General features: G+C 67.1%; 23 protein-coding genes, 1 tRNA gene and 1 pseudogene. 14 read left to right on the top strand and 11 right to left on the bottom strand.

Features of this window, described 5'->3' with window-relative positions; translation table 11 throughout:
- Positions 1 to 31: 31 nt before the first annotated feature.
- Both A5733_RS24370 and A5733_RS24365 read left to right on the top strand, forming a co-directional pair.
- Positions 32 to 859 (top strand): oxygenase MpaB family protein, encoded by an 828-nt coding sequence (locus tag A5733_RS24370; protein WP_076241959.1) that lies wholly within the window; start codon positions 32 to 34, stop codon positions 857 to 859.
- 34 nt (positions 860 to 893) lie between these two features.
- Complete coding sequence (locus tag A5733_RS24365; RefSeq protein ID WP_076241988.1) at positions 894 to 1,397, top strand: hypothetical protein; 504 nt, start codon at positions 894 to 896, stop codon at positions 1,395 to 1,397.
- Between the two features lie 90 nt (positions 1,398 to 1,487).
- Here A5733_RS24365 and A5733_RS24360 read toward each other — a convergent pair whose 3' ends face one another.
- From A5733_RS24360 to A5733_RS24340, 5 genes are all read right to left on the bottom strand, one after another.
- Positions 1,488 to 2,219, bottom strand: coding sequence for a DNA-binding protein (locus tag A5733_RS24360; RefSeq protein WP_198938922.1), 732 nt, complete (start codon positions 2,217 to 2,219; stop codon positions 1,488 to 1,490).
- Positions 2,220 to 2,352: 133 nt separating this feature from the next.
- Positions 2,353 to 2,424, bottom strand: a tRNA-Val gene (locus A5733_RS24355).
- Between the two features lie 42 nt (positions 2,425 to 2,466).
- Positions 2,467 to 2,931 carry a peroxiredoxin gene (locus A5733_RS24350; RefSeq protein WP_067774198.1) on the bottom strand — a complete coding sequence of 155 codons (465 nt, stop codon included), beginning with the start codon at positions 2,929 to 2,931 and terminating at the stop codon, positions 2,467 to 2,469.
- The gene (locus A5733_RS24345) at positions 2,931 to 3,368 is read right to left on the bottom strand and encodes a DUF3052 domain-containing protein (protein ID WP_067774196.1); all 438 of its coding nucleotides are present in this window, start codon (positions 3,366 to 3,368) and stop codon (positions 2,931 to 2,933) included. Before A5733_RS24345 ends, A5733_RS24350 begins: the two co-directional genes overlap by 1 nt.
- 142 nt (positions 3,369 to 3,510) lie before the next feature.
- Complete coding sequence (locus tag A5733_RS24340; RefSeq protein WP_067774395.1) at positions 3,511 to 4,011, bottom strand: hypothetical protein; 501 nt, start codon at positions 4,009 to 4,011, stop codon at positions 3,511 to 3,513.
- Between the two features lie 220 nt (positions 4,012 to 4,231).
- On the opposite strand from A5733_RS24340, the gene aceE reads away from it, so the two are divergent.
- From aceE to A5733_RS24305, 7 genes are all read left to right on the top strand, one after another.
- On the top strand, positions 4,232 to 7,021 hold the full coding sequence (gene aceE / locus A5733_RS24335) for a pyruvate dehydrogenase (acetyl-transferring), homodimeric type (protein ID WP_067774392.1): 2,790 nt from the start codon (positions 4,232 to 4,234) through the stop codon (positions 7,019 to 7,021).
- Positions 7,022 to 7,076: 55 nt separating this feature from the next.
- A complete protein-coding gene (locus tag A5733_RS24330) occupies positions 7,077 to 8,375 on the top strand; it encodes a CdaR family transcriptional regulator (RefSeq protein ID WP_067774193.1) in 1,299 nt (432 codons plus the stop codon).
- A gap of 161 nt (positions 8,376 to 8,536) precedes the next feature.
- A complete protein-coding gene (locus tag A5733_RS24325) occupies positions 8,537 to 9,457 on the top strand; it encodes an ACP S-malonyltransferase (RefSeq protein ID WP_142254194.1) in 921 nt (306 codons plus the stop codon).
- A 93-nt stretch (positions 9,458 to 9,550) separates the two neighbouring features.
- Positions 9,551 to 9,847 (top strand): meromycolate extension acyl carrier protein AcpM, encoded by a 297-nt coding sequence (gene acpM / locus A5733_RS24320; protein ID WP_003884427.1) that lies wholly within the window; start codon positions 9,551 to 9,553, stop codon positions 9,845 to 9,847.
- The gene (kasA, locus tag A5733_RS24315; protein ID WP_067774183.1) at positions 9,844 to 11,094 is read left to right on the top strand and encodes a 3-oxoacyl-ACP synthase KasA; all 1,251 of its coding nucleotides are present in this window, start codon (positions 9,844 to 9,846) and stop codon (positions 11,092 to 11,094) included. The genes acpM and kasA overlap by 4 nt, the downstream gene beginning before the upstream one ends.
- A gap of 80 nt (positions 11,095 to 11,174) precedes the next feature.
- Positions 11,175 to 12,428 carry a 3-oxoacyl-ACP synthase KasB gene (gene kasB, locus A5733_RS24310; RefSeq protein ID WP_067774180.1) on the top strand — a complete coding sequence of 418 codons (1,254 nt, stop codon included), beginning with the start codon at positions 11,175 to 11,177 and terminating at the stop codon, positions 12,426 to 12,428.
- 30 nt (positions 12,429 to 12,458) lie between these two features.
- Positions 12,459 to 13,880 carry an acyl-CoA carboxylase subunit beta gene (locus A5733_RS24305; RefSeq protein ID WP_076241956.1) on the top strand — a complete coding sequence of 474 codons (1,422 nt, stop codon included), beginning with the start codon at positions 12,459 to 12,461 and terminating at the stop codon, positions 13,878 to 13,880.
- Positions 13,881 to 13,984: 104 nt separating this feature from the next.
- On the opposite strand, the gene A5733_RS24300 is transcribed toward A5733_RS24305, so the two are convergent.
- The 3 genes from A5733_RS24300 to A5733_RS24290 form a co-directional block, all read right to left on the bottom strand.
- Entirely contained in the window at positions 13,985 to 14,758 is a 774-nt protein-coding gene (locus A5733_RS24300; protein WP_076241955.1) for an alpha/beta hydrolase, read from the bottom strand.
- An 82-nt stretch (positions 14,759 to 14,840) separates the two neighbouring features.
- The gene (locus A5733_RS24295; protein ID WP_076241954.1) at positions 14,841 to 16,388 is read right to left on the bottom strand and encodes a glycerol-3-phosphate dehydrogenase/oxidase; all 1,548 of its coding nucleotides are present in this window, start codon (positions 16,386 to 16,388) and stop codon (positions 14,841 to 14,843) included.
- The gene (locus A5733_RS24290) at positions 16,385 to 16,972 is read right to left on the bottom strand and encodes a TetR/AcrR family transcriptional regulator (RefSeq protein WP_076241953.1); all 588 of its coding nucleotides are present in this window, start codon (positions 16,970 to 16,972) and stop codon (positions 16,385 to 16,387) included. The genes A5733_RS24295 and A5733_RS24290 overlap by 4 nt, the downstream gene beginning before the upstream one ends.
- A 50-nt stretch (positions 16,973 to 17,022) precedes the next feature.
- Here A5733_RS24290 and A5733_RS24285 point away from each other — a divergent pair, with 50 nt between their 5' ends.
- From A5733_RS24285 to A5733_RS24270, 4 genes are all read left to right on the top strand, one after another.
- Positions 17,023 to 18,603: an FAD-binding oxidoreductase gene (locus tag A5733_RS24285; protein ID WP_076241987.1), complete on the top strand. Its 1,581-nt coding sequence runs from the start codon at positions 17,023 to 17,025 to the stop codon at positions 18,601 to 18,603.
- Positions 18,600 to 19,517: a diacylglycerol kinase gene (locus A5733_RS24280; protein WP_076241952.1), complete on the top strand. Its 918-nt coding sequence runs from the start codon at positions 18,600 to 18,602 to the stop codon at positions 19,515 to 19,517. The genes A5733_RS24285 and A5733_RS24280 overlap by 4 nt, the downstream gene beginning before the upstream one ends.
- 133 nt (positions 19,518 to 19,650) lie before the next feature.
- Positions 19,651 to 21,951 carry a DUF4185 domain-containing protein gene (locus A5733_RS24275; RefSeq protein WP_076241951.1) on the top strand — a complete coding sequence of 767 codons (2,301 nt, stop codon included), beginning with the start codon at positions 19,651 to 19,653 and terminating at the stop codon, positions 21,949 to 21,951.
- A 4-nt stretch (positions 21,952 to 21,955) separates the two neighbouring features.
- The gene (locus A5733_RS24270; RefSeq protein ID WP_076241950.1) at positions 21,956 to 22,480 is read left to right on the top strand and encodes a hypothetical protein; all 525 of its coding nucleotides are present in this window, start codon (positions 21,956 to 21,958) and stop codon (positions 22,478 to 22,480) included.
- 4 nt (positions 22,481 to 22,484) lie between these two features.
- Here the strand turns inward: A5733_RS24270 and A5733_RS24265 are convergent, their stop codons facing one another.
- From A5733_RS24265 to A5733_RS24255, 3 genes are all read right to left on the bottom strand, one after another.
- The gene (locus A5733_RS24265; protein ID WP_067774154.1) at positions 22,485 to 22,997 is read right to left on the bottom strand and encodes a DUF3145 domain-containing protein; all 513 of its coding nucleotides are present in this window, start codon (positions 22,995 to 22,997) and stop codon (positions 22,485 to 22,487) included.
- 115 nt (positions 22,998 to 23,112) lie between these two features.
- Positions 23,113 to 23,946 (bottom strand): serine hydrolase, encoded by an 834-nt coding sequence (locus tag A5733_RS24260; protein ID WP_076241949.1) that lies wholly within the window; start codon positions 23,944 to 23,946, stop codon positions 23,113 to 23,115.
- Between the two features lie 11 nt (positions 23,947 to 23,957).
- Positions 23,958 to 24,809 carry a chemotaxis protein CheY gene (locus tag A5733_RS24255; protein ID WP_233152776.1) on the bottom strand — a complete coding sequence of 284 codons (852 nt, stop codon included), beginning with the start codon at positions 24,807 to 24,809 and terminating at the stop codon, positions 23,958 to 23,960.
- 131 nt (positions 24,810 to 24,940) lie between these two features.
- Between A5733_RS24255 and A5733_RS27330 the strand changes: the two are divergent.
- Positions 24,941 to 25,068: pseudogene (locus A5733_RS27330) on the top strand (S-(hydroxymethyl)mycothiol dehydrogenase); the annotation flags it as partial.

Genomic DNA, 25,068 nt, shown 5'->3' with positions numbered 1-25,068 from the left:
GCAGCGTCTCATAGGTGGTCTACTCGAATTCATGAGGCTCGGTCCACCACGACGGCCACGACGGGTCACCGATCTGCTCAATCCGGCGGCGGCGCTGCTGCCCGCGGCCAACGTCATCATGCAGCTGTCCTCCCCCGGCGTCGGTTACGGCGTCCTGGAGAGTCCGGTGGACAGCGGCAACGTCTACAAGCACCCGTTCAAACGGGCCCGCACCACCGGCACGTATCTGGCCGTGGCCACCATGGGCACCGATGCCGACCGCGCGCTGCTGCGCGCCCAGATCGACAAGGTGCACGCGCAGGTCCGGTCGCAGGCATCAAGCCCGGTGTCCTACAACGCTTTCGACCCCAAGCTGCAGCTGTGGGTGGCGGCCTGCCTGTACCGCTATTACGTCGACATGCATGAGTTCCTCTACGGCCCGCTCGACGAGGAGTCGGCCGACGCGGTCTATGCCGATGCGCGCACGCTGGGCACCACCCTGCAGGTGCGCGACGAGATGTGGCCGGCCGACCGCGACGCCTTCGACGCGTACTGGAAGCAATCCCTGCAGGAGCTGCGGATCGACCCGCCGGTGCGCGAGCATTTGCACGGGGTGGCCGCGATGGTGTTCCTCCCCGCGCCGCTGCGGTTGCTGGCCGGCCGGTTCAACCTGTTCGCCAGCACCGGGTTCCTGTGCTCCGAGTTCCGCGACCATATGCGGATGTCCTGGACACCCGAGGACCAACGGCGCTTCGAGCGGTTGTTGACGGGCCTGCGGGTCGCCGATCGGGTGATCCCGCGTGAGGTGTGGCGGTTCGGCTATCAGGTCTACTTGTGGGACATGCGGATCCGCGACCGGTTCGGTAAGCGGGTGGTCTGAACGCGCGGATATGATCCGACGCGGAGGTCCCCTGTTGAAAGACGCCATTGTCCTGGTTGCCGTTTCGCTGGCAATCGGATTCGCGCTAGGTGGCCTCAGGTCATCCGGCCCACCGGTCGCGCCGCCCGAGTTGCCCGCTCCGCCGCTGCCGCGCGCCGGCGTCTACACCGTCACCGAGACCTCGTCGGAAACCGCACCCGAGCCCTATGACTGGACGCTGTCCGGCTGCGGTTCACGCTGTCTTCGCGTGTTGTCCACCGACGTCGACGGCTCCTGGCAGCTGGACCTGTTGTGGGATACCGCCGCCGACCGACACAAGGGCGCCTGGGTCGGTGAGCGCATCAACCCCGGCATGCAGTGCGAGGCCGGCAGCCTCCAGACCACCACCGGTCCGGTTCCGTACAAATACGTCATCAGGGCCGATCTCACGGGATTCGTGAACATGAAGTTCTCCCCGGAAAGCCCGTCCTGCTCGGGCGATACCGTGATGCGCGGCCAGGAACTCACACTCACACGCGCGAAGGTGGTCTGGTCCTAAGGCCATGGCGGCGACTCATGCCATCAGAGGATCCATCGTCAAACATTCACCGGCGCAGCCTGCTTCGCACTCAGCAGCTGGCGGGGGTGCTCATCGGGCCATCGGCGAACTCGGCGATGCGCCGCGTCGGCGGGAAGTGTGGCCGTCATCGGCCCGGAATGCGGCAAGCAGTTCTTCAAGCACCCGTTCTCCGGCAGCGGCTTCTCGGGTGTCCAGCGACTCGGAGAGATCCACGGCTACCGCGGCGACGAGCCGGCGGTCGACGGCGTAGCCGGCGTCGTCGGGGACGACCCGCACAGTGACGTCGCCTGCGATGTCGTCGAAAAGCCCGAGGCGAGTGACCACATCGTCGACGTCACGGGCCGCGACGTAGCCGTCGAATCCTCGATCGACCGGGGACAGGTCGAACAGCGCGGCCATCTGCGGGTCGCGCAGCGCGCTCACACCGGTGGTCAGGAGGCCAGTGTCCCGGCCCCAACCCCGCATCTGACGCACCTCGGCGCGCCGGCGGGCCAACCATGCCACCTCGGTCGCGCGTGCACCCCGCAGGCGGTGACGCAGACGCGACAACACCGACGGCTCCAGCCAATCCGCACCCTCGCCCGACAACAGCGCAAGCGCACCCCACGCCGTCGCCGATGCCCACGGTCGGCCGTTGTGCCGCGCCCGCCCCGCCAGTCGATGTACCGAAGCCGCGTCCAGCAGCAACGTGCGTCCGACCACGCGACTCACGGTCAGCACACCGTTGTTCGCCAACCGCCGCACCTGACGCTCGGAAATCTCCAACTGCTCCGCGGCGGCAGCTGCCGACATCTCCGCCATGCACATATGGTCCCCCGAGGGACCTATTGAGGCAATAAGGCCAGTTCACTTCACTCCCGGCAGAATCGCGAGGAGGGAGACGTCCGCGATCGCGCGGGCATTCTGATCGTTACCGAAATTACGGGTTGAAGAGTGGGCGCGGACGGTATCGAACCGCCGACCGCTGGTGTGTAAAACCAGAGCTCTACCACTGAGCTACGCGCCCCGTCGCAGGCACGGTACACGCCGTGACCGCGAGACCGGAAATTCAAGGCCCCCGCACGGCCTCCAGTGCGTGCTGCCACACCGTCTGGTCGCGCACCTGGCCCGGTTCCATCATCTCGGCGAACCGGATCACGCCGGCCCGGTCGACGACGAACGTGCCGCGGTTGGGGTATCCGAGATCGGCGTTGAACACCCCGTAGGTCTGGGTGACGGCACCATGGGGCCAGAAGTCCGACAGGATCGGGAAGGTGAATCCGCTTTCGATGGACCAGATCCGGTGGGTCGGAGGTGGGCCGACGGAGATGGCCAGCGTGGCGATGTCGTCGTTCTCGTAGCGCGGCAGGTTGTCCCGGATCTCACCGAGTTCGCCTTCGCACACACCGGTGAACGCCAGGGGAAAGAACACCAGCAGCACATCTTTGACGCCGCGATACCCGCTGAGGGTGGTCGGCCTGCCGTTCTGGTCCCGGAGCGTGAAATCGGGCGCCGGCGCCCCGACAGCCAACACTATTGCCGCTTTCCGGCGGCCTTCGATTTCGGCTGCACCAACCGGCTTGCCGTCCAGTCCCCCAGCTTGGCCGACGAGGTCTGCATCAACCCGGCCGTCGGCGCCGATTCGGCGATCTCGGCCGGCAGCACGTGCCCGGGCTTGCCGGTCTTGGGTGTCACCACCCAGATCACGCCGTCCTCGGCCAGTGGGGTGATGGCGTCCATCAACCGATCGACGAGATCCCCGTCGTCGTTTCTCCACCAGAGCAATACGACGTCGACGACTTCGTCCGCATCCTCATCGAGCAGCTCGGAGCCGCACGCTTCTTCGATGTCGGCCCGGATGTCGTCGTCGCTGTCCTCGTCCCAACCCAGTTCCTGGACTATCTGGTCTTTTTGAATGCCCAGTATGTGAGCGTAGTTCGGGCTAGAGTCCGTCCCCGCCGCCGCGACCACCGTCGATCCTCCTTCGTCTTTCGTCGAGCCTCTCTCAAGACTTGTCCGTTGCCCGCCCTCATGCGCGCGTGATGCGTGTGTGCCTATCGTCGCACGACAGTGCACCAGCGCGGGCGTCCGGCGGGCGTGTTTGTCGGCCTGCTCATCGGTAAGCCTGGTCGCATCGGGTCAATGCGTTCTCCCGGGCGTCGTTCGAACGCGACGAGGCCGCGTTGAACTGATCCGGGCCGACGTTGCCGGATATGGCCGCCACCAGGGCCCGCGCCGAGTCGATCCACTCGGTCAGCGCCGCGCGCAGATCCGGTGACAACGCGTCGGACAAACCGGAGCTGACCAGGTCGGCGCTGCGGTTGAGCCCGTCGATCGCCGGACCGGCCTTGGCCTGGGTGTCACCACCGTTGTTGACCGCCTCGACATAGCCGTTGACCGCGTTGACCGCGTCCACGGCCGACGTGCTGAGGTCCTCGCACACGGTGTGGATGGCGCGGGTGGTCAACGAGGCCTGGCGTTCGGATTCGCGGGTCACCGAGCTCGCCGACGACTCGGCAATGGAGGCCGACACCGATGCCCGGTACGCCGGCGCCACCGCGGAATCGACCTGCGCGGTACCCCCGGTAACAGAGGTACAACCCACCACGACCATGGCGATCACCGCCGCACCCCCCAGCGCGCCCGCGGCGATCCGCCCCCTTGCCCCAAACTGCCCATCAACCGGCACGATCTGCAGACGTTACCGCTTCACAAAGCAACCGATGGGTAACTTACGCACCACCACCCCCAGCGGGGCGCGGGCGGCAGGATGGGTGGACGATAGAAGGTGCCACAAGCACTGTCAGTTGTTACCGCCTAACAAGGAGCGGATGTTGACCACCGAGTTCGCGCGCCAGGATCTGGCCCAAAACTCCTCCACCGCAGCAGAACCCGACCGGGTCCGGGTGATCCGGGAGGGGGTCGCCTCGTACCTGCCCGACATCGACACCGACGAGACCGGCGAATGGCTCGAATCGTTCGACGAATTGCTCGAGCGATCCGGCCCGGCGCGGGCCCGGTATCTGATGTTGCGGTTGCTGGAACGCTCGCGCGAGAAGCGCGTCGCGATCCCCGCGCTGACCTCGACCGACTACGTCAACACCATCCCCACCGAGTTGGAGCCCTGGTTCCCCGGTGACGAGGACACCGAGCGTCGCTACCGGGCCTGGATCCGGTGGAACGCGGCCATCATGGTGCACCGGGCCCAGCGGCCGGGAGTCGGTGTGGGCGGCCATATTTCGACGTACGCCTCGTCGGCGTCGCTGTACGAGGTCGGCTTCAACCACTTTTTCCGCGGCAAGTCCCACCCGGGCGGCGGTGATCAGGTCTTCATCCAGGGCCACGCCTCCCCCGGCATCTACGCCCGCGCGTTCCTCGAAGGCCGTCTGACCACCGACCAACTGGATGGTTTCCGCCAGGAGCACAGCCATCCCGGCGGCGGCCTGCCGTCCTACCCGCACCCCCGGTTGATGCCGGACTTCTGGGAGTTCCCGACGGTGTCGATGGGCCTGGGCCCGATGAATGCGATCTACCAGGCCCGGTTCAACCACTACCTGCACGACCGCGGCATCAAGGACACCTCCGATCAGCACGTGTGGGCGTTCCTCGGCGACGGCGAGATGGACGAGCCGGAGAGCCGCGGCCTGATCCAGGTGGCCGCCAACGAGGCGCTCGACAACCTGACGTTCGTCGTCAACTGCAACCTGCAGCGTCTGGACGGCCCGGTGCGCGGCAACGGCAAGATCATCCAGGAGCTGGAGTCGTTCTTCCGCGGCGCGGGCTGGAACGTCATCAAGGTGGTGTGGGGCCGCGAGTGGGATGCGCTGCTGCACGCCGACCGCGACGGCGCGCTGGTCAACCTGATGAACACCACACCCGACGGCGATTACCAGACCTACAAGGCCAACGACGGCGCCTACGTGCGGGATCACTTCTTCGGTCGCGACCCGCGCACCAAGGCCCTGGTCGAGCCGATGACCGATCAGGAGATCTGGAACCTCAAGCGCGGCGGGCACGACTACCGCAAGGTGTATGCCGCCTACCGCGCCGCCATGGAGCACAAGGGCCAGCCCACGGTCATCCTGGCCAAGACCATCAAGGGCTACACCCTGGGCAGCCACTTCGAGGGCCGCAACGCCACGCATCAGATGAAAAAGCTTGCGCTGCAAGACCTCAAGGACTTCCGCGACGTTACCCGGGTGCCGATCTCCGATGCCCAGCTGGAGGAAGATCCCTACCTGCCCCCGTACTACCACCCCGGCCCGGAGACCCCGGAGATCCGCTACCTGCTGGAGCGTCGCCGGGCGCTGGGCGGGTTCGTGCCGTCGCGACGCACCAAGAGCGCCGCATTGCCGCTACCGGGCTCCGACACCTACAAGGCGCTGAAGAAGGGGTCGGGTCAGCAGGCCGTGGCGACCACCATGGCGACGGTGCGCACGTTCAAAGAACTGTTGCGGGACAAGAACATCGGGCCGCGGATCGTGCCGATCATCCCGGACGAGGCCCGCACGTTCGGCATGGACTCGTGGTTCCCGAGCCTGAAGATCTACAACCGCAACGGGCAGCTCTACACCTCGGTGGACTCGGAGCTGATGTTGGCCTACAAGGAATCCGAAGTCGGCCAGATCCTGCACGAGGGCATCAACGAGGCAGGCTCCACCGCATCGTTCACCGCGGTCGGCACGTCGTACTCGACGCACAACGAGACGATGATCCCGATCTACATCTTCTATTCGATGTTCGGGTTCCAGCGCACCGGTGACGGCCTGTGGGCGGCGGCCGATCAGATGGCCAAGGGCTTCGTGCTCGGCGCGACCGCCGGGCGCACCACGCTGACCGGTGAGGGCCTGCAGCACGCCGACGGCCATTCGCTGCTGCTGGCCTCGACCAACCCGGCTGCGGTGACCTACGACCCGGCGTTCGCCTACGAGATCGCCCACATCATCGAGCACGGGCTGCAGCGCATGTACGGCGAGCATCAGGAGAACGTGTTCTTCTACATCACCATCTACAACGAGCCCTACGTCCAGCCGGCCGAGCCGGACGATCTGGACACCGAGGGTTTGTTGCGGGGCATGTACCGGTACCGGCGGGCGGCCGAACCGCGCGCGCACACCGCGCAGATCCTGGCGTCGGGGGTGTCGATGCCCGAGGCACTCCGGGCGGCGGACCTCCTCGCCGAGAAGTGGGACGTCGCCGCCGACGTGTGGTCGGTGACCAGTTGGGGTGAGCTCAACCGCGAGGGCGTCGAGATCGAGAAGCACCGGCTGCGTCATCCTGATCAGCCGGCCCGCACCCCGCACGTGACCACGGCGCTGGCCGATGCGGCCGGCCCGGTGGTGGCGGTCTCGGACTGGATGCGTGCGGTGCCCGAGCAGATCCGGGCCTGGGTTCCGGGCACGTACATCACGCTGGGCACCGACGGTTTCGGCTTCTCCGACACCCGGCCCGCGGCGCGGCGGTACTTCAACACCGACGCCGAGTCGGTCGTGGTGGCGGTGCTGGAGGGCTTGGCCCGCGACGGCGAGATCGATATGTCCGTGGCGATCGCGGCGGCCAAGGAGTACAAGATCGACGACGTATTCGCCGCGGCGGTCTCCTACGTCGATACCGGGAGCGCCTGACCCGCACGACGGACACTTGGAGGAATCCACCAGAAAGTTGGCGTAGCTTTTAGGAGTGCCCGACAACAATCGGTTCGTCCCGCCCCGGTCGACCGTCGAGGTCCTCGAGAGCGTGCCCGACTCGGTGTTGCGCCGGCTCAAGCAGTATTCGGGCCGGCTCGCCACCGAGGCGGTGCACGCCATGGCCGAGCGGCTGGATTTCTTCTCCGATCTCGACGCGTCGCAGCGGGCCAGCGTGCAGCTGGTGGTCCAGACGGCCGTGGTCAACTTCGTCGAATGGATGCGGGATCCGACCAGCGACGTCAGCTACACCGCGCAGGCGTTCGAGGTGGTGCCCCAGGATCTGCGTCGTCGTATCGCGCTGCGGCAGTCGGTCGAGATGGTGCGCACGTCGATGGAGTTCTTCGAAGAGGTGGTGCCGCTGCTGGCCCGCTCCGAGGAGCACCTCAGCGCCCTGACCGCCGGCATCCTGCGCTACAGCCGGGATCTGGCCTTCGCCGCGGCCAGTGCCTACGCCGACCAGGCCGAGGCCCGCGGAGCCTGGGACCTGCGGATGGAGGCCAACGTGGTCGACGCGGTGGTCCGCGGCGACACCGGACCCGAGCTGCAGTCGCAGGCCGCGGCGCTGAAATGGGATGCCACGGCGCCGGCCACGGTGATCGTCGGGCTACCGCGGCCGGACCGGTTGGACCTGGCCCGCGACGACATCCATGAGGTCGTCAAACGCAATGACCGGGCCGCGCTGTCGGATGTGCACGGCACGTGGCTGGTGGCGATCGTGTCCGGACCGTTGTCGGCAACCGACCGCTTCCTGGCCGACCTGTTGACGGTGTTCGCCGACGGCCCGGTGGTGGTCGGCCCCACCTCGCCCACGCTGACGGCGGCTCATCGCAGCGCCACCGAGGCGATCTCCGGGATGAACGCGGTGGCCGGGTGGCCAGGCGCACCGCGACCGGTGTCCGCGCGTGAACTGCTTCCCGAACGGGCCCTCCTGGGTGACGCGACGGCGATCGCGGCGCTGGAGACCGAGGTCATGCGGCCATTGGCCGATGCAGGTCCGGCCCTCACCGAAACCCTCGACGCCTTCCTGGATTCCGGAGGCGCCATAGAAGCTTGCGCTCGCAAATTGTTCGTTCATCCAAACACGGTCCGCTACCGGTTGAAACGGATCGGCGACTTCACCGGGCGCGATCCGGCGCTGCCCCGCGACGCCTATGTACTGCGGGTGGCCTCGACAGTGGGTCGGCTGAGCAAACAGGCACACCAGTCGAGCACGCCAAACGGCGGCCCCGGCGCGGTGCCGGCCATCCGCCCGGCGCATACCGGTATTCAGCGGTCACTGAACACCCGGTGATCGACGGATCGGTCACTGTGACAGATTTCGCTGCGGTGTAGGCAACGTCGCATCACATGCACTTTTGTGGGGAACCTACAAAAACATAAGACGAGGTTCATAATCTCTTACATCCCGCAAAACCGTCTTCACAGTGTTCTCTTAATGACGTGCCTCAACCCGTGCTCGCATTGCTCGCCCCTGGACAGGGGTCGCAGACGCCCGGAATGCTCGCCGCCTGGCTGGAGCTTCCCGGCGCGGCCGATCGTCTCGCCACTTGGTCGGAGATCAGCGGCCTGGATCTGGTGCGTCTGGGGACCACTGCCACCGCCGAGGAGATCACCGATACCGCGGTGACACAGCCGCTGGTGGTGGCCGCCACCCTGCTGGCCTATGAGGAACTGACCAAGCGTGGCCTGCCCGCCACCGCGGAGACCATCGTCGCGGGTCATTCCGTCGGCGAGATCGCTGCCTACGCCATCGCCGGCGTCATCTCCTCCGACGATGCGGTCAAGCTGGCCGCCACCCGCGGCGCCGAGATGGCCAAGGCCTGCGCCGTCGAGCCGACCGGTATGTCGGCGGTGCTCGGTGGCGACGAGGCCGAGGTCCTGGCCCGGCTCGAATCCCTCGACCTGGTCCCGGCCAACCGCAACGCCGCCGGCCAGATCGTGGCCGCCGGCGCGATCGCCGCGCTGGAGAAGCTCGCCGAGGATCCGCCGGCCAAGGCCCGCGTCCGCCAACTGGCCACCGCCGGTGCGTTCCACACCCACTACATGGCCTCTGCGCTGGACGGATACGCCGCGGCCGCAGCGTCTGTAACAACATCGGAGCCGACGGCGACACTTCTGTCGAATGCGGACGGACAGCCGGTCACCTCGGCTGCCGATGCAATGGAGAAGCTGGTGTCCCAGCTGACCAAGCCGGTGCGCTGGGATCTGTGCACCGCCACCATGCGGGACCGCTTCCAGAATGCGGAGCGGGCCGGGATCGTCGAGTTCCCGCCGGCCGGCACCCTGGTCGGCATTGCCAAGCGTGAACTGAAGGGCACACCGACGCGTGCGGTGAAGGCCCCCACCGATCTGGACGGCTTGGACGAGCTGTAAGTCCAGCAACAACCGAATAGCACGAACAACCCGAACGTCCCTGAATCGACCTCCGCATCCGGAGGCCGGTATCAACAACAAGAAGGAGCCATCGTGGCCGCCAGTCAAGAAGAAATCATCGCCGGTCTCGCCGAGATCATCGAAGAGGTCACCGGCATCGAGCCGTCCGAGGTGACCCCGGAGAAGTCGTTCGTCGACGACCTGGACATCGACTCGCTGTCGATGGTGGAGATCGCCGTGCAGACCGAGGACAAGTACGGCGTGAAGATCCCCGACGAGGATCTGGCCGGCCTGCGCACCGTCGGTGACGTGGTCTCCTACATCCAGAAGCTCGAGGAAGAGAACCCCGAGGCTGCTGCCGCCCTGCGCGAGAAGTTTGGCTCGGAATGAGCAAACCTTCCACTGCTAACGGAGGCTTCCCGAACGTCGTGGTGACCGCCGTGGAGGCAACCACGGCGCTCGCTGCTGACATCGAGAGCACGTGGAAGGGCCTGCTGGCCGGAGAAAGCGGCATCCATGAGTTGACCGACGACTTCGTCACCAAGTGGGACCTTCCGGTGCGGATCGGTGGTCACCTGGTCGACGACATCGACAGTCACCTGACCCGCATCGAGCTGCGCCGTAACTCCTACGTGCAGCGCATGTCACTGGTGCTGGCTCGCCGGCTGTGGAAGAACTCGGGTGCGCCCGAGGTCGATCCGGATCGTTTCTCGGTCGTGATCGGCACCGGTCTCGGTGGTGGCGAGAAGATCGTCGAGACCTACGACGCGATGAACGAGGGCGGGATCCGCAAGGTCAGCCCGCTCGCCGTTCAGATGATCATGCCCAACGGTGCGGCCGCGGTCGCCGGTCTTGAGCTCGGCGCCCGCGCCGGGGTCATCACACCGGTGTCGGCGTGTTCGTCGGGATCTGAGGCCATTGCTCACGGCTGGCGTCAGATCGTCATGGGTGACGCGGACTTCGCCGTCGTCGGTGGCGTGGAAGGCGGTATCGAGGCCCTGCCGATCGCGGCGTTCTCGATGATGCGCGCCATGTCGACCCGCAACGACGATCCCGCGGGTGCGTCTCGGCCGTTCGACAAGGATCGCGACGGCTTCGTGTTCGGTGAGGCCGGCGCGATGATGATCATCGAGACCGAGGAGCACGCCCTGGCCCGTGGCGCCAAGCCGCTGGCTCGGCTGATGGGTGCCGGTATCACCTCGGACGCGTTCCACATGGTGGCCCCGGCGGACAACGGTGTCCGGGCCGGTGCAGCCATGAAGCGTGCACTGGAAACCGCGGGCCTGGAAGCCAAGGACATCGACCACGTCAATGCCCACGGCACAGCCACTCCGATCGGTGATACCGCCGAGGCCAATGCCATCCGGGTTGCCGGATGTCAGAACGCCGCGGTGTACGCGCCGAAGTCGGCTCTGGGCCACTCGATCGGCGCGGTCGGCGCGCTGGAGTCGGTCTTGACGGTGCTCGCGTTGCGCGACGGGGTGATCCCCCCGACGCTCAACTACGAGACGCCGGATCCGGAGATCGATCTCGATGTGGTTGCGGGCGAGCCTCGTTATGGCGACTACAAGTACGCCGTCAACAACTCGTTCGGGTTCGGCGGCCACAATGTGGCCCTGGCCTTCGGTAAGTACTGAGGCCTGACACCCGGCCCCTCCCTAAGTAATCCCGGAAGGTAAACACCGAGGGAAAGCACGGAAGGAAGAACTCCGTAAATATGGCGGGATTGTCCACTGGGAACGGTCTTCCCAATGTGGTTGTCACCGGCGTAGCCATGTCGACGGCGCTGGCAACCGATGCTGAGAACACCTGGAAGAAGCTGCTCGACGGTCAGAGCGGCATCCGGAGGCTCACCGATTCGTTCGTCGAGGAGTACGACCTGCCGGTTCGCATCGGCGGCCACCTCCTCGAAGAGTTCGATTCGGAGCTGACACGCGTCGAACTGCGCCGGTTGTCATATTTGCAGAAGATGTCGACGGTCATCGGCCGTCGGGTGTGGGCCAATGCCGGCTCCCCCGAGGTCGATGCCCGCCGCCTCATGGTGTCGATCGGCACCGGTCTGGGTTCTACCGAAGAACTCGTGTTTGCCTATGACGGAATGCGGGCCAAGGGCCTGCGTGCGGTGTCGCCGCTGGTGGTGCAGATGTACATGCCCAACGGCGCGGCAGCCGCGATCGGGCTCGAGCGCAAGGCCAAGGCCGGGGTGTGTACCTCGATCTCGGCCTGCGCCTCGGGTTCCGAAGCCATCGCCAACGCATGGCGCCAGATCGTCCTCGGTGAGGCCGACATCGCCATCTGCGGTGGCGTCGAGACCAAGATCGAAGCCGTGCCGATCGCCGGCTTCGCTCAGATGCGCATCGTGCTGTCCAACTCCAACGACGATCCCGAAGGCGCCTGCAAGCCCTTCGACAAGGATCGCAACGGCTTCGTGTTCGGCGAGGCCGGCGCCCTCATGGTGATCGAGACCGAGGAACACGCCAAGGCCCGCGGCGCCAACATCCTGGGCCGTCTCATGGGCGCGAGCGTGACCTCGGACGGCTACCACATCGTGGCGCCGGACCCCAACGGTGAGCAGGCCGGCTATGCCATGACCCGCGCCATCCAGCTGGCGGGTCTCAAGCCCACCGACATCGACCACGTCAACGCCCATGCCACCGGCACCAACGTCGGTGACGTGGCCGAGAGCAAGGCGATCAACAACGCCATGCTCGGTCACAAGCCGGCTGTCTACGCCCCCAAGGGCGCGCTCGGCCACTCGGTCGGCGCAGTCGGCGCGGTCGAGTCCATCCTGACCGTGCTGGCCTTGCGCGACGGCGTCATCCCGCCGACGCGCAACCTGCACAACCTCGATCCGGAGATCGATCTGGACGTGGTGGCCGGCGAGCCGCGGCAGGGCGATTTCCAATACGCAATCAACAATTCGTTCGGATTCGGTGGGCACAACGTCGCGCTCGCCTTCGGAAAGTACTGATACCCAAGGCTTTCCACTAAGGAGACCTACATGACGATCATGGCCCCCGAGGCAGCCGCCGAATCACTCGATCCGCGCGATCCGCTGCTGCGTCTGCAGACGTTCTTCGACGACGGCACTGTGGAACTGCTCCACGAGCGGGACCGCTCTGGCGTGCTGGCCGCGGCCGGCACCGTCAACGGCGTTCGTACGGTGGCGTTCTGCACCGACGGCACCGTGATGGGCGGGGCCATGGGCATCGAGGGCTGTGCCCACATCGTCGACGCCTACGACACCGCGATCGAGGAGCAGAGCCCGATCGTGGGCATCTGGCACTCCGGCGGTGCGCGGCTGGCCGAAGGCGTCAAAGCGCTGCACGCCGTCGGTCTGGTCTTCGAGGCGATGATCCGCGCGTCGGGTTACATCCCGCAGATCTCGGTGGTGGTCGGATTCGCCGCCGGTGGTGCGGCCTACGGGCCGGCCCTGACCGACGTGATCATCATGGCGCCCGACAGCAAGGTCTTCGTCACCGGTCCGGACGTGGTGCGCAGCGTGACCGGTGAGGACGTCGACATGGTGTCGCTCGGCGGCCCGGACGCCCACCACAAGAAGTCCGGTGTGTGCCACATCGTGGCCGACGACGAGCTGGACGCTTATGAGCGCGGCCGTCGCCTGGTCGGATTGTTCAGCCAGCAGGGCCATTTCGACCGCAGCAAGGCCGAGGCCGGCGACACCGACCTGGCCGCGCTGATGCCCGAGTCGGCGCGCCGTGCCTACGACGTGCACCCGATCGTCGAGGCACTGCTCGACGAGGGGGTGCCCTTCGAAGAGTTCCAGGCCAAGTGGGCCCCGTCGATCGTCGTCGGCCTGGGCCGACTGGCCGGTCGCACGGTCGGCGTGATCGCCAACAACCCGCTGCGCCTGGGCGGCTGCCTGAACTCCGAAAGCGCCGAGAAGTCCGCGCGTTTCGTGCGGCTGTGCGACGCATTCGGCATCCCGCTGGTGGTCGTCGTCGACGTGCCCGGCTACCTGCCCGGCGTGGACCAGGAGTGGGGCGGCGTGGTGCGTCGCGGAGCCAAGCTGCTGCACGCCTTCGGTGAGTCCTCGGTCCCCCGCGTCACCCTGGTGACCCGCAAGATCTACGGCGGCGCCTACATCGCGATGAACTCGCGGTCGCTGAACGCCACCAAGGTGTTCGCCTGGCCGGACGCCGAGGTCGCCGTCATGGGCGCCAAGGCGGCGGTGGGCATCCTGCACAAGCGCAAGCTGGCCGCGGCTCCCGATCACGAGCGCGAGGCCCTGCACGAGCAGCTGGCCATCGAGCACGAGAAGATCGCCGGCGGTGTGGATTCGGCGATCGAGATCGGTGTGGTCGACGAGAAGATCGATCCGTCCCACACCCGCTCCAAGCTGACCCAGGCGCTGGCCGAGGCCCCGCACCGGCGCGGCCGGCACAAGAACATCCCGCTGTAACTGTTCCTTTCTCCCGCGGGTTTCTCCCGCGGGTTCTCCCGCGAGCAGACGCAAATGTCCCTGAAATCAATGGATTTCAGGGACATTTGCGTCTGCTCGCTCAATCAAAATCCGCAGCTACCGAGCCAGGTGTGCATCCGATCGGCCACCTCCCGCCAACCTGGCTCCAACATCAGGTCGTGCCCTACGTTCGGGACGACCTGTGCCACAGTGTGATACGTCGCGGCAGTCGACCGCAGATCCGATCGGGTGACATTGGGATCGCTGGCTCCGCCCATGACCAGGACGGGCGCAGTTACCCCATTCCGTAACGTGGACACAGGAAGCATCATCTCCGCGAGCGCGCGGGCGGGCGTTTCCATGGACAAGCGCTGCACGCAGTTGGTGACGAGAGCGTCCGGCGTTGCGGGGTCGAAGAACAACACTCTGAGGTAGTCGGCCATCTCGACGCGACGCCCGGGATGCGTCATCCGCATACGCATGCGGATAGCCGTGGACCGTCGTAACGCGCCGGCAATTCCGGTTGGGGGTAGCGAGGCCAACAACACGGCCGCAGCTGCCGGGTAACGCTGCAGGTAACGCTGGACCACATATCCACCCATCGAATGCCCGATCAGCACCGGTGCGGTGGGTAGCTCGTCGCTCACGCTCCGGATGTCCTCGACAAAGTCGGCAATCGAGCAGTCACCCACCGGCTTCGAGTTCGACGCTCCGTGTCCGGTCAAGCTCAGCGCCACGGACCGGTAGCCGTGTTCGGCAAAGTAACCGAGAAAATGGTCGTCCCAACACCACGCGGCGTGCTGGGCGCCGTGGACGAAGACCAGCGGCACCGGATGCGCGTCGGTGGCAGCGCCCCGCTCCAGGATTTCCAAGCTCATGGACCGCCCCCTTGCCGCACCGGTTCGTCAGCACCTGGGAGTCAGTGTGCGCCGGCGCCGCGCACAGGCGATGCGTAGTCGACTACCCGACTTGTCCGTAATCCGCGATCATCTCCTCGGCCGCCTCGACGGCTCGGGCCCGGTCGGCAGCGACGAGCCCGATGCGGGTACGCCGGTCGAGGATGTCGTCGACGGTGAGGGCACCTTCGTGGGTGACGGCATATTCGAATTCCGCGCGGGTCACATCGATTCCGTCGGCCACCGGGTCGGCGGGGCGCGCGCAGCAGGCCTGGGCGATCACGTTGGGCGCCTCGGCGCCGTACCGGGCCACCAGTGACGACGGCAGCGGGGCTGCAGATTTCAGGGTGGCCACGGGGTTGGCCGGTGCGCCCACCAACGGCAGGTTCGTGGTGCGGCAGGCTCCGGCGGACAATCCGCGAAGCGCCAGTGCCCGATCCAGGACGTCCTCGGCCATGTACCGGTATTCGGTGAGCTTGCCTCCGATGATGCTGATCACGCCGCTCGCCGACTCCACCACGGCGTGCTCGCGTGACACGTCGGCGGTACTGCCCGCTCCGGTGTCGATCAGGGGCCGCAGACCGGCATAGCTGCCTCGGACATCGGCTGTGGTCAGCTCGGTGGCCAGCGCGGTGTTGACGGTGTCGAGCAGGAAGTCGATCTCGGCCGGAGTGGGTTGCGGCACATCGGGAATGGGCCCCGGCGCATCCTCGTCGGTCAGGCCCAGGTAGACCCGGCCGAGCTGCTCGGGCATCGCGAAGACAAATCGGTTCAGCTCCCCCGGTATCGGAATGGTCAGCGCCGCAGTCGGATTGCCGAATGCCGCGGCGTCGAACACCAGATGCGTGCCGCGGCTGGGACGCAGCGTGAGCGCCGGGTCCAGATCTCCGGCCCACACCCCGGCGGCGTTGATGACGATCCGGGCGGAGGCGTCGAAGGATTCCCCGGTGAGCTCGTCGGTCAGGCATACCGAGGTGGCGTCCACCGCTCGGGCCGACACCCGGGTCAGGATGCGTGCCCCGTGCTGGGCGGCGGTCCTCGCGACGGCCGTCACCAAACGGGCATCGTCGATGAGTTGGCCGTCGTAGGCCAGGAAGCCGCCATCGAGACCGTCGGTGCGCACTGTGGGCGCCAGTTCGACCGTACGACGCGCGTCCACCCGGCGCGACCGCGGCAGGGTCGATGCACTCGTGCCGGCCAGCCGGCGCAGTCCGTCCCCGGCGATGAATCCGGTGCGTACCAGCGCGCGGGAGGTCCGCCCCATCGACGGCAGCAGCGGCACCAGTTGGGGCATGGCGCTGACCAGATGAGGGGCATTGCGGGTCATCAGGATTCCGCGTTCGATGGCGCTGCGGCGGGCGATCCCGATGTTGCCGGTGGCCAGGTAACGCAGGCCGCCGTGCACCAGCTTCGAGCTCCACCGGCTGGTACCGAAGGCCAGATCGTGTTTCTCCACCAACGCGACACCGAGCCCGCGGCTGGCAGCATCCAGCGCGATCCCGGCGCCGGTGATCCCGCCGCCGACGACGATCACGTCGACCCGCAGACCGTCGGCCAGTTCGGTCAATTCGGTGGTGCGCCTGGCGCTGTCGAGCGCGGTCGGTGCGGTCATGGGGTCAGGTATCCGTTCAGGGCGTGGGTGAGTTCGGCGGCCAAGTCGTCGGCGTCGAGGATCGGCTCGACCATCTGCGCGGACTGGATGGCCGACTGGGTGATCAGCAGGCACATGGTGGCCAGCTGACGGGGATCCCCCGCCCGGACCCGGTTTTCGGCCATGCCCTCCTCCTGCGCGAGCTTGAGTTCACCGGCCAACGCGTCGATCAGGATCTGCTGGCTGGTACCAAGCCGCTCGGCGATGTAGACCATCGCCAGCTCGGGCGCAGAGTGCAGCACCGCCATGATCACCTCGTCGTGGCGCAACCTGCCGGCCGCCGTGACGATGCGCGCCACGAGCGCCGCGCGTCCCGCCCCCCGACCGGCGGTCTCATCGAGAACACCGACAATCCGGGCGGTGAGCAGCGCGGCCAGGATCGACTGGGTGTCGGGAAAGCGCCGGTACACGGTCGGGCGGCTGACCCCGGCCCGGCGGGCGATCTCGGCCAGGGTCACCCGGTCCACACCGAAGGCCAGCACGCAGCTGGCGGCGGCATCCAAGATCTGGTCGCTCAGCGATCCTTCGTTACTGATTGACATCATGTGTAATACTGTAACGCATGACTCAGCCGGTTGCGCCGTTGTTGCCTCCGATGAAATGGGACGCCTGGGGTGACCCGCAGTCCGCCAAGCCACTCTCCGAGGGCATTCGCTCGCTGCTGCAGCAGGCCCTGGGTATCGACGCCGCACCGGCCGCGGCAGTGCCGCAGGATCAGGTGCAGCTGCGGCCGTCGGCACTGTCGGATGACGATCTGCAGGCACTGTCGGCCATCGTCGGCACCCAGCACTGCGGCACCGACACCGCATCCAGACTGTTGCACGCCGGCGGAAAATCCACATTGGACCTGTTGCGCCGCAAGGACTCCGGCATCCAGGACGCGCCGGATGCAGTGCTGCTCCCGGGTTCCGAGAACGAAATAGCCGAAGTGCTCCGCATCTGCAGTGACCGCCGGATCGCGGTGGTGCCGTTCGGTGGTGGGACCAGCGTGGTTGGCGGTCTCGATCCACTGCGCGGTGATTTCGCCGCGGTGGTAGCCCTCGACCTGCGCCGGTTCGACGCGCTGCACAGCCTCGACGAGGTGGCCGGTGAGGCCGAACTGGGCGCCGGGGTCACCGGCCCGCAGGCCGAGGCGATGCTGGGCGCACACGGCTTCTCGCTCGGGCATTTTCCGCAGAGCTTCCAGTTCGCCACGATCGGCGGGTTTGCCGCCACCCGGTCCTCAGGCCAGGATTCGGCCGGCTACGGGCGCTTCGATGACATGGTCCGCGGCCTGCGCGCCGTCACGCCGGCGGGGGTTCTCGACCTCGGCCGCGCTCCGGCCTCGGCGGCCGGGCCGGATCTACGCCAACTGCTCATCGGTTCCGAAGGCGTGTTCGGCGTGATTACCCGGGTGCGCGTCCGGGTCCACCCGATCCCTGAGGCGACGCGCTACGAGGCCTGGTCGTTCCCCGATTTCGCCACCGGGGCCGACGCATTGCGTGCGGTGACCCAGACCGGCACCGGGCCGACGGTGATCCGGTTGTCCGACGAAGCCGAGACCGGGGTGAACCTGGCAACCACCGAAAGCATTGGGGAACAGCGCATCACGGGTGGCTGCCTGGCCATCACACTGTACGAGGGTACCGCGGCACACGCAGCCAGTCGACATGTTCAGACCCGCGCCGTACTGGAACAACACGGCGGCACCTCACTGGGCGAGACGGCGGCCCGGGATTGGGAACACGGCCGGTTCAACGCGCCGTACCTACGTGATTCACTGCTGGCGGCGGGCGCACTGTGCGAAACCCTGGAGACGGCCACCACGTGGTCCAACCTCGCCGCGCTCAAAGCCGCGGTCACCGAGGCCCTAACCACCTCGCTGGCCGAATCGGGGACCCCGGCGCTCGTGATGTGCCACATTTCGCATGTGTATCCCACGGGCGCCTCGCTGTACTTCACCGTCGTCGCGGCCCAGCGCGGCAACCCGATCGAGCAGTGGCGCAACGCCAAGTCCGCGGCCTCCGACGCGATGGTGCGTACCGGAGGAACCATCACCCACCACCACGCGGTGGGGGCGGATCACCGCCCGTGGATGCGCGACGAGATCGGCGACCTCGGCGTCGAGGTGCTGCGTGCGGTCAAGGCCACGCTTGACCCGGCCGGAATCCTCAACCCCGGCAAGCTGATTCCGTGAACAGGGTCACGGTCCTGACCAATCCTCTGTCGGGGCACGGCAATGCGCCGCACGCGGCCGAGCGAGCCGTCGCGCAGTTCCAGCGCCGTGGTATCGATGTGTGCGAGATCGTCGGGACCGACGCCGCGCATGCCCGCCGGCTGGTCGACGACGCCCTCGACCGCGGTACCGATGCGCTCGTGGTCGTCGGCGGCGACGGCGTGATCTCCCTGGCACTGCAGGCACTGGCCACCGGCGATGTCCCGCTGGGCATCGTGCCCGCCGGCACCGGCAACGACCACGCTCGCGAATATCGTCTGCCCACAGGCGATCCGGAGGCGGCCGCCGACATCGTGGTCGAGGGGCACACCGAGTCCGTGGACCTGGGCCGCATCGTGGACGCGTCGGGCGCGGCCAAATGGTTCGGCACGGTGATGGCCGCCGGGTTCGATTCCCTGGTCAGTGACCGCACCAACCGGATGCGTTGGCCTCATGGCCGGATGCGCTACAACGTCGCGATGCTCGCGGAGATGTCGAAGTTGCGCCTGTTGCCTTTCCGGTTGACGTTTGACGACGGCCCCCAGCTGTGCACCGATCTCACCCTGGCCGCGTTCGGCAACACCCGCAGCTACGGCGGCGGCATGTTGATCTGCCCGGGCGCCGACCACTCCGACGGTCTGCTGGACGTCACGATGATCACCTCGGCGTCGCGCACCCGGCTGATTCGCCTGTTCCCCACGGTGTTCAAGGGCACCCATGTCCATCTCGACGAGGTGAGCACGCGACGGGCGCGCACGGTGCACGTCGAGTGCCCGGGGATCAACGCCTACGCCGACGGTGATTTCGCCGCCGCCCTACCGGTGACGGTGTCGGCGGTGTCGGGTGCCCTCCAGATCCTGGTCCCCGGCCCGGCACGTTCGACCGACACCGATTAGCAGGCCAGGTGATGGCGCCGGCCCCGCGCTGTTCACCACCGCGTTCAGGCAATCGGCGTGTTTGCCCGACGCCATGATCGGCGCACGGTAGGTTGCCTGTGGGCCGGGGTTGTGGATTGAGACACGGAGCGTCATGGATTCAACCAAGTACATCGGTCGCGTCGGCGCGCTTGCTGTCGCACTCGGCATCGGCACCGCGCTGACATCCGGAACCGGCATCGCCTGGGCCGATGACACCGGCGGCAGCTCGAGCAAGACCAGCTCCAGTAGCGACAAGGCAAGCGCGTCATCCCCAGGCCGCACCAGCGACCGCTCCAAGAGCTCCAGAGGCTCAGCCGGCGCGCCGAAGGTGAAAAAGCCCGGCCCGTCGGCTTCGGCGTCCAGCTCCAAGCCCGATTCCGAGTCCAGTTCCACCTCCAAGTCGACGTCGCCGAGCCGGCAAGGCCCGCTGTCGAAACTCGCCGACCGCGTCCGCAACGATGTCGAGTCCAGCCTGGACGACGTCGGGAACGCCTTGCAGCGCACCGAAAGTAGACTCGAGCAGGCCCGCACCCAACTGAGCACCAAGCCGACCCGCAACCGCACGTCGGTGATCACCGGCAAGACGGAATCCACGCCACAGTCCACCGCGTCCAACCCCGAGCCCGCGACCACCGCACCGACGCCACGGGTGCACACCATCGTCGGGAAAATCCAGGACTCGGTCGACAACGTCGGCCGACTCAGCGACGACATCGTCGCGACTGTGCGCACCCCGGACACGTCCGTTGCCACCTCCGACACTGCGCCGGTGAACATCATCGCGCCGATCAAGACCAAGGCCCCCGAACCGGTTACGCCCAAGATCACCGCACCGCCGGTGGTCTCGGCGTTGCTGAGCGTGGCGGGGCTGACGCCGTTCGGCGCGGGCACCAGCCCGGTGGCACCGGCACAGTCCCCCGCCCTGTGGGCCATGGCGGCTTGGGCCCGAAGGGAATTCGATCGGACGGTCAACCCGGCCGGTGCCCGCGTGGTGTCGCCCAACGAGGCCGCCTCGGTGGTGGCCGAGGGTGAGATCCAGCCGATGGCCGCGGTGAATCCCACTGTCGCCGTGCAAACCGACGACTTGACCCCCAAACCGTCGGTTCCGTCGTCGTTGACCCAATTCACCAAGAAGCTCGGTTGGGTCACCGGCACCGGCTACACCGACCACTGGTACGTCGCGGGCACCGACCTCGGGATCATGTGGAACAGCGGCTACGTCGACCCGGAGACCGGAAAGCCGATCATCTACACGTTGTTCGGCGACACCTACAGCCAGCCGGGCATGTCCGGTGACTGGCGCAACAACGTCCTGTTCCGCACCAGCGATTTCGATCTGTCCGACGGTCTGCAGTTCAGCGATGCGTTGATCCACGCCGGCGCGCAGCCCGGGAACCCCGGCACGCCGACGTGGTACGGCCCCGACGGGCCTCCGGCCGGCGCCGCGCAGATCATCTACGATCCGGGCGGCCTCAACGGCCTGTTCGGCACCACCTACACGATGATCCCCACCTCGGCGATCGCGATCGAAAACCCGGACGCCGTGGGCGGTTACACGCAGTACGCCACGGTCATGTCGGTCCGCACGTGGGACAACCCGGGCAGCTGGACGACGAACTATTCGGCGATCGCCTACTCCACCGACGGTGGCAAGACCTGGACCGTCGACAAGGAGACGGTGCGGTCGTCGGGGTGGTTCCGCACCAGCACGGGCTACGTTCCCGGTGACGAGCACTTCCAGCAGAACGCCCTGGTGATGTCGGACGATCCGGAGGACCCGTACGTCTACGTATACGGGACCCCCTCGGGCCGGCAGGGTTCGGCGTATGTGGCGCGGGTCAGGAAGGACCAGATCACCGATCTCGACGCCTACGAGTACTGGTCGGGTGAGAACTCCGCCGGCGACGGCCAGTGGGTCAGCGGTGATCCGTCGGTGGCGGTTCCCGTCTTCGGTTCCAGCAGTACAGATTTCCTGCCGCAGCTGTACAAGGTCGCGGACTTCTTCACGTTCGGCTTGTTCACCAAGATCGCCAACGGCATCTGGGTCGGCGGCCTGCCGACCAATGGCAACGTCAGCGAGATGTCGGTGCAGTACAACGAGTACCTGGGCAAGTACGTGGTGCTCTACACCGACGGCGGCAACAACGTGGTGATGCGGGTGTCGGATTCACCGCAGGGTGAGTGGTCGGACACCACCACGCTGGTGAGCAACAACCTCACGTCGAACAGCGGCATGTACGCGCCGATGGTCCACCCGATGTCGGGCACCGATTACTTCAACAAAGTGGACGCCAATGGCAATGTGGTCGAGGACAACTCGCAGTACCTGTACTACAACCTGTCCTATTGGGGTGACTACAACGTCCGGCTGATGCAAACGGATCTGTCATCGATGAAGACGGTCTCGGTGTAACCGGATGTCCCGAGCGCTTGCGGTGGGTGTGGCGGCCGTCGTCGTGGCCACCGCACTCACCACGAGCGCCTGCGCACACGCCGATCCCGAACCAATCCCACCCGGACCGCCCGAAACCGCGGCGCCTCAAGCGGACTCAGCGTGCGCCGAAAACCTCAGCGATGCGTTGACTCCGGCCGAGCCGGGACAGACCGCCAATAACCGTCGCCTGCTGCTGTGCGACGGCGGTACGTGGCAACCGTTCGGCAGCCCGTATCCTGCCTCGGACCGGTGGCTGACCACCGGACCGCCACTGGTCCTGCATGGGCAGGGCCGACGGAACCCGGAGGCCAAGGCAGGCAACTGGGTGGGGACGCCGCAGACGACCGAAGCCCGGTGCAGCGTCGAGGTTGTCGACGTCCTGGGAGCCGGCCGGACATCGGAACCCGAAACCGTCAGCGCCGAACCGGGGCAGACGCTGACCTTTCAGGTCAGCGACCACATGTTCACGACGACGCTGAGCGGCTACTGCCTCTGGTCGCGTAGCTGAGGAGCTAGCCCACGCCCCGGCTCAGCCAGGACACCTCGGCGCCGTCACCGCCGTTGCGGTAGGGCTCCAGGGATTCGTCCCAGGCGGTGCCGAGCACGGTGTCGAGTTCGGCCGCCAGCATGTCGGCGCCGCCGGCCATCAGGGCGCGCAGTCGCATCTCGCCGACCATCACGTCGCCGTTGGCGCTCATCGCACCGCTCCACAGCCCCAGTTGCGGGGTGTGGCACCAACGGTGGCCGTCCACTCCGGCGCTGGGATCTTCGGTCACCTCGAAGCGCAGCACTGACCAGGAGCGCAGGGCATTGGCCAACTGCGCCCCGGTGCCGACCGGGCCGACCCAGTTGGTCACCGCACGCAACTGGCCAGGCATGGCCGGTTGCGGGGTCCACTTCAGGTTCGCCCGCGCCGACAGGGTCGACGACAACGCCCACTCAACATGCGGGCATACCGCCGCGGGTGAGGCATGGACATACACCACACCCGTCGCCGCGTCGGCGAACTGGTTCGACGCACGCATCTGCTACTCCTTCGGCTCACGAGGGACGTCTTCCCCAACGACCTAGTGATTCCGATCGAGCATGCAGTTGTGTGTGCCGCGCGTGTCTATTGTGCCCTGTGAGGCTGGTGTTGCGCTAGTCTGTGGCGTTTTCTCTCAGCACACCATCAGATATGGCCGGCCACAGCGGGTAGGTCCAGTCGCCGAAGTCGCGGTCGGTGAGCACCACCAAGGCCAGGTCAGCGGCCGGATCGACCCATAGGAACGTGCCCGACTGGCCGAAATGCCCGAATGTCCGCGGGGAGTTTGCCGAGCCGGTCCAGTGCGGCGATTTGCCGTCCCGGAGCTCGAAGCCCAGCCCCCAGTCGTTGGGACGTTGCGCGCCGAAGCCCGGCAACACGCCGTTCAGACCGGGAAACTGGACCGTCACCGCCTCGCCGTGCAATTGCTCCGAGACCAAAGCCGGCCGCAACAGGTCGACGGCAAACGCCGCGAGATCGGCCACGGTGGACGACACGCCGAACCCGGCCGCCTCCGCCCCGCCCGACAGGTTCGTCGCCGTCATCTGCAGCGGCTCGAACACCGCCTCGGTGAGATAGCCGGCGAACTCGATGCCCGCCGACTCCTCGACCGCGCGAGCCAACAACTCGAACCCGTAGTTGGAGTAGATGCGACGCTGTCCGGGCCGGGCGAGCACGTCGGCCGAACGCATCGACACGCCCGAGGCGTGCGCGAGCAGGTGGCGAACGGTCGACCCAGGCGGGCCGGCCGGACTGTCGAGTTCGATCGCCCCCTCTTCGACGGCGACGTGCACGGCGCGGGCCACGAGCGGTTTGGTCACCGAGGCCAGTGCGAAGGTCTTGGCGGTGTCGCCGTGGCTGGCCAGCACGCCTGAGGGGCCCACCACGGCAGCCGCAGCCGAGCCGACCGGCCAATCGTCAATGACCGAGAGGACATCCGTAGCGCTCATCGCGCGTAAATCTATCGGGCCCGCCCCAGATTCCGGGACAGCAGTTCCTCGACCATCCCGGCGGCCACCGCATCCACCTCGGCAACCAGGCGACGCAGCCCGACCACTCGCCGAACCAGGTCCTGCGGATCTGCATTCGGCGCCGCCGCCAGCCGGTGCACGTCACACACCGCGCGATAGGCGGATTGGGCCGATTCGGGTTCGATGGCCTCACACCACCGCTGCATGGATTGCCTCCACGACTCTGACCGCGCGGTGTCGCGGACCTGCGCCAAGGTCAATGCCCTCCGGTACACGTCGCCCGCCCATTCCACCGGCACGGCGTCGCCGAGCACCGGAAGCAGCGCCTCGTCCAAGGCGAGATAGCCCTCCGGGTCACCGGCGGTCACCGCGGCCACACCGGTCAGCGCCCGCGCGAGCGTCTTCAGGGCGGGGTCGTCGAGATTCTCCGCAATCGTCGCCAGCTGCCGTGTCATCTCCGAGAATCGCGCGGTGTCGCCGGCATCGGCCGCGGTCACCGCCAGGAGGTAGGCCACGTAGCCGTGGGCCGCGGTCTCCGGGACACCGTCGAGCAGTGCCCGGGCGCGCTGGGCCCAGCTGTCGGCCGGCGCCGGGTGACCGCGGGACAGCCAGGCCAGACCGAGTTCGGCGGCCTTCATCGCTGCCATCACCGGGTCGGTACGCAGCAATCGGGTGTGCACCTGCTCGTTGATCCGCACCGATTCGCGTCCATGCCCCTGACGCCAGGCGGCCGAGGCGTACACGGCCAGATCATCGGTGTCGAGGCCTTGCACACCGACGACGCGGCTGAAGGATTCGTAACTGGTGCGCCAGTCATTTCGCCGGTATGCCGACCGTGCCACCACCAGTAATTGAGTTCGATCATCGACCACAACCCACGGTAACGCGGCAACGCGCGGGCACGCCGAGATTCGGCCCGCGGCGACACCCGATTCAAATTGGACACCTGTCCGGTTTGCATTAGGTTGTAGGCATGAGCCAGACGGTGCGTGGAGTGATTTCTCGGTCCAAAGGCCAGCCGGTGGAGCTGGTCGACATTGTCATCCCCGATCCGGGGCCCGGTGAGGTGGTGGTCGACATCATCGCCTGCGGCGTGTGCCA

Source organism: Mycobacterium sp. NS-7484, assembly GCF_001953975.1.
Classification (GTDB): Bacteria; Actinomycetota; Actinomycetes; order Mycobacteriales; family Mycobacteriaceae; genus Mycobacterium.
The sequence above is the reverse complement of the archived record's forward strand: the minus strand, read 5'-3'. Positions and strand labels throughout refer to the sequence as shown.